Below are 830 nucleotides of genomic sequence, written 5' to 3'. Positions count from 1 at the left end.
GATATCGTCTGCACGGTTGTAACCAAAGGCAATCTCGTTACGAACGAAATCATAAATAGCGCCAATTCGATCCCCGATAGGCAGATCGGGCCAGCGCCGTTCCGTTATGAGCCCAGAAATTGCGGGTGTTTCAAAATCAAGCAGAGGTGTGGCGGTTAACAACGGGTCTCGGTTCAGCATTTGGTCTCTCGTCGAATCGACTCAGAAAGACTTGTAATTGCTACAGTGACTGTAGCTTCAAGAGGCTATTTCCAGTTCGCAACAACGCTGCCCAGGGTTACGCGCCGATGTCTTCGTGATCAGTAAGACATTCGGAGTGATCGCGTAGAACTTCGAGTACACGACAATCCGAAGTGTTGCCGCCACTGCATTCATGCACCATGCGCTCCAGCTCGGTCCGCAACGCTTCTAGCCGCGCCATTCTTTGCTCAATCTGTTTGAGTTGCCGGCGCGCAATACTGTCGGCTTCATGACATGGGCGATCCGGATCGTCGGACAAATCAAGCAGTTCGCGTATCGCCTCAAGCGAAAACCCCAATTGGCGGGCGTGACGGATAAAAGCCAGGCGATCCAGTTCGGTATGGCCATAACGCCGCTGGCCACCCTCGGTGCGCCCCGGTTCCGGCATAAGTCCGATCTGCTCGTAGTAGCGGATCGTCTGAACCTTGGTTCCGGTCTTTTTTCCAAGCGTTCCGATCGTCAGCATCTGGGTCTCCTTACAAAGCTACAGCTTATGTAGGCTCGGGTTGACGCCGCACAATAGAACCTTCCAGCCGGTGGACCTGTGACACCCAGCCGCAGGCTCAAAATCCCCTTTGAACCTCTAGCAG

At 54.0% G+C, this 830-nt stretch carries 1 protein-coding gene and 1 pseudogene; both read right to left on the bottom strand.

The annotated features are described in order from the left end of the window. Positions 1-180 (bottom strand): annotated as a pseudogene (locus tag ACR0EL_RS22045) (transglutaminase); the annotation flags it as partial. Positions 181-277: 97 nt separating this feature from the next. Next, the gene (locus ACR0EL_RS22040) at positions 278-706 is read right to left on the bottom strand and encodes a MerR family transcriptional regulator (protein WP_170392752.1); all 429 of its coding nucleotides are present in this window, start codon (positions 704-706) and stop codon (positions 278-280) included. Positions 707-830: the final 124 nt, after the last annotated feature.

The sequence above is a fragment of the Ruegeria sp. AH12 genome, assembly GCF_056541465.1.
This window is presented reverse-complemented; position numbering and strand designations above follow the sequence as displayed.